General features: G+C 35.0%; 4 protein-coding genes and 2 pseudogenes. 5 read left to right on the top strand and 1 reads right to left on the bottom strand.

Annotated elements, in window-relative coordinates:
- The first annotated feature begins 1,148 nt into the window (after positions 1-1,148).
- From AC0QT4_RS08420 to AC0QT4_RS08400, 5 genes and pseudogenes are all read left to right on the top strand, one after another.
- Positions 1,149-1,866 (top strand): annotated as a pseudogene (locus AC0QT4_RS08420) (LbetaH domain-containing protein).
- Between the two features lie 85 nt (positions 1,867-1,951).
- The gene (locus tag AC0QT4_RS08415) at positions 1,952-2,449 is read left to right on the top strand and encodes a hypothetical protein (protein ID WP_473201233.1); all 498 of its coding nucleotides are present in this window, start codon (positions 1,952-1,954) and stop codon (positions 2,447-2,449) included.
- Between the two features lie 93 nt (positions 2,450-2,542).
- The gene (locus AC0QT4_RS08410) at positions 2,543-3,055 is read left to right on the top strand and encodes a hypothetical protein (protein ID WP_473201232.1); all 513 of its coding nucleotides are present in this window, start codon (positions 2,543-2,545) and stop codon (positions 3,053-3,055) included.
- Between the two features lie 78 nt (positions 3,056-3,133).
- On the top strand, positions 3,134-3,913 hold the full coding sequence (locus AC0QT4_RS08405; RefSeq protein WP_473201231.1) for a hypothetical protein: 780 nt from the start codon (positions 3,134-3,136) through the stop codon (positions 3,911-3,913).
- Between the two features lie 144 nt (positions 3,914-4,057).
- Entirely contained in the window at positions 4,058-4,888 is an 831-nt protein-coding gene (locus AC0QT4_RS08400) for a hypothetical protein (protein ID WP_473201230.1), read from the top strand.
- A 557-nt stretch (positions 4,889-5,445) separates the two neighbouring features.
- On the opposite strand, the pseudogene AC0QT4_RS08395 reads toward AC0QT4_RS08400, so the two are convergent.
- Positions 5,446-5,893 (bottom strand): annotated as a pseudogene (locus tag AC0QT4_RS08395) (phage tail protein); the annotation flags it as partial.

The raw sequence follows: 5,893 nt of genomic DNA, 5'->3' as shown, positions 1-5,893 counted from the left end.
CAGTTGTTTTTTGAAAATTGATAAAAATTAACTTATTGAAATATAACACTTTTTATTTTTACTAAAATTTTTTTTTAAAGGGGGGGCTAAAAGAACCCTCAAAACCCTCAAAACTAAAAATCTTGATAATATTTCTCATAATCACGAGCTGTCTTTTGAAAGACTTTAAAGATTTATATGCTCTCTCATAAGATAGGGTTTAAACACGCACTATAATCATAAATGCTGTCAGTTCAATTTTTATACAGATACTGACAGGTTTTGTTCAATTGATATCATTAATTGTCTATATAAATCATCTTATTAGCACTGATTATTTCTCAAAACATACTAACCTATTGAAATATAATGTTTTTTATTTTTATCGAAAAGTTTTTTTAAAAATGAGGGAGTAAAATGACTGCTAATAACTGACAAGATACAAAAGCCCATTAAAAGGCATTTTGATAAGGATATAAGAATTCGAAATGTTTTTATAAAAATCAAAACCGCATGATCATATTATCCTTTGTTTTATCAAAACGATGCGCTCTCTATAGAGAATGAATCAAAAAGAGATTTGAATCAAAAGCGGTGGTTATAAGAATGCGGTCTCTATAAAGCTGTTTAAATTACAAAGCTCTTATAAAAAATTCACAAAAATATTCACAAGTTATCTCATAAAAATAATGATACGTTATAAAGTTAAAAATAAGCGTTATGAGAGCGTTTTTAGTTATTATGATGTTTAAAAGAGAAAAATAACGCAATTGCGTAATATAGAGTCAAATATAGTTAATAAAACAGAAACTATTCATAAGCATATGATGCATATTTATACATAATGGTGCAAAAATAATTATAAAAAAACACAAAAAAGAATAAAATATAGTTGACAATAAATACGTATTTTGTTATATAAATACTCAGGTGATTAAAACCACTTAGTGTTAAGCGGGTAGGTTACGAAACAGCCTTTCCTATGCTTTTTAAAATACTGGCTTTCTTTTATGCTATATAATGCATATAATGATTTTGCCGGGTGTAGTCACACCATACAATACCCTATGGGAAAAGTGTGACAACGGACTTAACACCGTGGTTTTAGCGCCCGGCGCTCTTTTAGAGCTGTCAATTAAAACCTTTTATATGTTAAGAAAGGATTTCAAATGAAATCTACAGTAAAAAACACCCCCGTTATCTCATCCAAAAAATATGAATTTATTGATGATTGTGAATTAATAGATGATCACTTTTTATACCGTATTAGAGCTTTAAGAGATTTTGGTGATGTCAAAAAAGGCGATCTAGGGGGGGTATATCGAAAAGGAAGATAACCTCTCTCATGATGGGGATTGCTGGGTTTATAATAAAGCGCGTGTCTTTGAAAATGCCCGTGTCTTTGGTAATGCAAAAGTAAAAAGCTTTTTTGTTGATGTTTATGGCAATGCTATTTTTGAAGGTATGACACTAAAAGATAATGCAAAACTTTCTGGCAATGCCCATGCTAGAAATGCCGTGGTTATTGAAGGCAATGCGCAAATTTATGATAACGCTCGTGTAACTGATCATGCCCATATTTCTGATGATGCTGTCATTTGTGATGATGCCCATGTCGGCGGTAATGCAAAAATAAACGGTTCTGCTTATATTTGTGATGAATCCCGTGTCTTTGATGATGCCGTGGTTTGTGATGCTCTGGTCTCTGGCAATTCTTATATTCATAGCAATGCTTCTTTAACTGCTAATGAAGATATCTGTGATGATGCATATCCAGAATTTGGTAGTGAGGATGATTACTATCGACACGAATATTATGATGATTATGGGTATGATGATGATTGCCAATATGATTGCAATTCTGAAGATGCAAATGAGGCTGCGTAAATAGACGCGTGGGCGCGGCGGGGGCGCCCCTCTTTAAAAGAACATTTCATTAAAATTTTATCGATTATTAGATAGGAGCTTCCCTATGTCTACTATAACTGTATCTAAAAAATATGAGCTTACTAATGAAACCCGTGTATTGGATGATTACACACTTTATCGCATTAAAGCTTTAAGAGATTTTGATGATATTAAAGCTGGTCAATTGGGTGGCTTTATTGAAAAGGGAGATAACCTCTCTCATGATGGTAACTGCTGGGTTTATGATAATGCATGGGTTTATGGTCATGCCCGTGTATATGACAATGCAAAAATACGTCATTATGCTCATGTTTGTGGTCATGTTTATGGTAATGCCCATGTCTGTGACAAAACCCGCGTTTATCCCAATGCCCATGTTTATGATAATGCGCGGGTTTTTGATGATGCAAAAATTATCAGTAATGTTCATATTTATGAAAATGCAAGTGCCTATGGCATGGCTGTTGTGACTAAAAATGCCCATGGCAATACAAGAGAGAATGTTTATACAGAGCGTCTCTCTCCTTATGGAGAAATTTCCTTTGTAATGTATCGCTTTTAAAGCAGCATAAATAATGGCGTCGGCGTTGCGGGGGCGCCTGCTTTCCAAATTCTTTCATTCAAAATTTAGTAGATATTTAGATTGGGGTTTCTCATGATTAGTACAGTTGTAACTAAAAAATATGAATTAACAAATGAAACGCGTCTCTTTGCTAATCACATACTTTATCGCATTAAAGCATTAAGAGACTTTTCTGATGTCAAGACTGGTCAATTAGGCGGCTTTATCGAAACTGAAGATAACCTCTCTCATAATGGTAATTGCTGGGTTTATGGAAATGCTCTGGTTTTAAACTCAGGTCATGTTTCTCAAAATGCTAGGGTCTATAATAACTCTATTATCGCTGGTTATGTCTATGGCAATGCAATCGTTTTTGGTAAATCGATCATTTATGACCATGCCCATGTCTATGGCAATGCTCGTATTTATGATCATGCCCGTGTTGTAAATCATGCCCATGTTTATGAGAATGAAAATCTTCACGGCATTGTTATGATTATTGAAAAGACGCGTGATGATATTGAAACAAGATCTTATATCGAATTGCTTGCCCATAATGAAATAAAAATCATCTGGCTGCGTAATAAAGCCTTTTTAAACGTCTAAAGCGCGGCGGGGGCGCTCCCTCTTTCTAACATTTTCCATGCAAATTTTAACACAAGAGAGATTGTGAGGAATCTTATGATGTCTAAAAAATATAAATTGACCAATGAAACAAAACATTTAACAGATAAAACCACAAAAAGAATGACAACGCTTTATCGCATTAAAGCTTTAAGAGACTTTTCTGATGTCAAGGCTGGTCAACTGGGTGGTTTTATCGAAGAAGAACATAACCTCTCCCATGATGGCAATTGCTGGGTATATGATAATGCATTGGTTTATAACAAAGCCCGTGTTTATGAGAATGCAAAAATACGTGGCTATGCAAAAGTTCGTGGGCGTGTCTATGGCAATGCTCAGGTGCATGATAAGGTGTTCGTTTCTCAATATGCAAAAATTTATGATGATGCATTTGTTTATGACAATGCGTATGTGGCTGGTTATGTTTATGGTAAGGCTCGTGTGTATGGCAATAGCCGCGTTTCGATTGATGCCCATGTTTATGGCAAGGCGCATCTTTCTCATAATGGTTGTCTTCTTGATTATGCAAGGCTTTATGGCAACGCTAGGGTGTTAGGCTCTGCTTGTCTTTTTAGCACTGCGCATGTTTATGGCTATGCTGTTGTTAACAAACGTGCACAAATTTATGGCAAGGTTTATGACTATGCAAAAGTGAGTGGCTGTGCGCAAATTTATGGCTCTGTTTATGAAAAGGCTCAGGTTTCTCATACGATCAAGGTCTTTGGTCGTGTTTGTGGGCGTGCAAAACTCAATCGACAAAGTGAAATAAGAGAGGTTCCAAAAAATAAGGAGGTTAATAAGAGCGATATTCTTATAGAGATTGTTGATACTGAAGAATAAAGAACAAATGCGGGGGGCTATACTGTCTCAAAAAAACATCTCGTTCCAAATGATAACTGTTAGAAAAAAAATCAGAATCAGATTAGAGTTTATCCAGCGTGGGGACACCTTTTCTACAAAATTTTATTAAGGAGATTTTCCCCAATGCTTTGGTTCACAACCATACAAAAAAAATATAAATTTACAGATGATATAAGGACAATTGGAAGACACGTAGTTTATCGTATTCAAGCTATTAAAGACTTTGGTGATGTTAAAGCAGGTGATTTGGGTGGCTGGATAGAAAAAGAGAAAAATCTATCTCATGATGGTGATTGTTGGATATCTGTTAATGCCGCTGTTTTTGGGAATGCCAAAGTTTACGGGGATGCCAAAATCTTTGATGAAGCTAAAGTTTATGGTAAAGCTCAGGTCTTTGATAAAGCTGAAATTTATGGCAAGGCTGAAGTTTATGGTCAAGTCAAGGTGTATGAAGAAGCTAGAGTTTATGGCACATCTAAAGTTTCTGACAATGTTAAAGTTTATGGTAAAGCTAAGGTGTTTGGAAAAGGGCGCCGGGATACCGTCGCAATTCATGGCAATGCCAAAGTGTTTGATACAGCTAGAGTTTTTGGTAATGTTAAAATTGGGGGTTCTGCCCGTGTTTATGGCAATGCATATGTTGATGGCGATGCTAAGATTTATGGTTCTGCCCATATTTGTGATAATGCCAATGTTTTTGGTAATACCAATCTTTCTGATAAAGCTAAAATTTATGGCAATGCCTGTGTTTATGGTAATGCTCAGGTCTTTGAGAAAGCTGAAATTTATGGCAAGGCTGAAGTTTATGGCAATGCTAAAGTTTATGGCAAAGCTCAGATCTTTGAGAAAGCTAAAGTTTATGGAGACGCTAAAGTTTATGGCAGAGCCAAGCTGTATAAAGAAACTAAAATTTATGGCGATGCTATAATTTTTAGTAATATATATAGATATTGAAAATACAGCAATTAAGCTATAAATAATCTAAAAATACTAAGGTGTTTTAGAAGTTAAGTTTTAACTATTAATGTCATTGCCTTATTTATGAGTTTAAATGATAAAATATTCATTTAAAAAATCTCTCATAGGCAATGATATTCGTATCTTAACTTCTCTCTGCTTATGAAAAAAAGTACCCTCATTTTTGAGGTGACTAAAATTACACAATCCAAATTTAGATTCTTATTTTTAAACCGTATTATCAAAACAGCTTTTGAAACGTATTTTGCATTCTATCATTAAAAGCATATCGTTTTAACAATGCGATTTATTATGATAGAAACGTCTTGTAAAATTTATGAGATGTTATGAATGATAACTGCTTTGCATTTTATTTGAATGCTCTCATGTGTTATAATATTGGCATCATGATTTGCTTTTTATGGTCTGTTTATAGATGGCTATTGTTTATCAAAAATGGTCAATTGAATCATGCATAAAAGTGTGGATTCTTAAGTGGATTTATATAAAATAAATGCACTTAATATACTGATTTTACTGTATTTTTCTTAATAATACGCCTTCCCATCGCATAACAACCAACCCTGAGGAACATGACGCATCGCAAAAGTTCCTATAAATCCTGACGGGTAAAGACTGGTGTCAAAATCTTCCGATGAGCGAACTGGCGTCGGATTTAAAAGATGCCAACCATCATCGCTATAAAGCAAACTATAGATACAACTGTTTTGGATCTCTCCTCCCGATAATGGCTGCGCTCCTCTTGCTGTTGCCTTATAAACAGTTTTCTCCTCTAACCCATTCAACGAAACCGTCGTGAACCCTACATTCTTGCCCGTCGCTTGAAACCGGATAAAAAGACCTGTCTGATACTTTTTAAACTGTGATTTGCTTTCAATCCTAATCTCTGTCCGCTGTTGCTCTTCATGAACCATAACGACCCCCTCAAGGGCTCCTCCCGTATCCGATATATACTCCCTTACCCGTTGCATCATGACACGC

Source organism: Bartonella sp. EBT8 (assembly GCF_055796165.1).
The sequence above is the reverse complement of the archived record's forward strand: the minus strand, read 5'-3'. Positions and strand labels throughout refer to the sequence as shown.

Coding starts and splice junctions, on each gene's coding strand:
- AC0QT4_RS08415 (WP_473201233.1), top strand. CDS start 1,952: ATGTCTACTATAACTGTATCTAAAAAATATGAGCTTACTAATGAAACC.
- AC0QT4_RS08410 (WP_473201232.1), top strand. CDS start 2,543: ATGATTAGTACAGTTGTAACTAAAAAATATGAATTAACAAATGAAACG.
- AC0QT4_RS08405 (WP_473201231.1), top strand. CDS start 3,134: ATGTCTAAAAAATATAAATTGACCAATGAAACAAAACATTTAACAGAT.
- AC0QT4_RS08400 (WP_473201230.1), top strand. CDS start 4,058: ATGCTTTGGTTCACAACCATACAAAAAAAATATAAATTTACAGATGAT.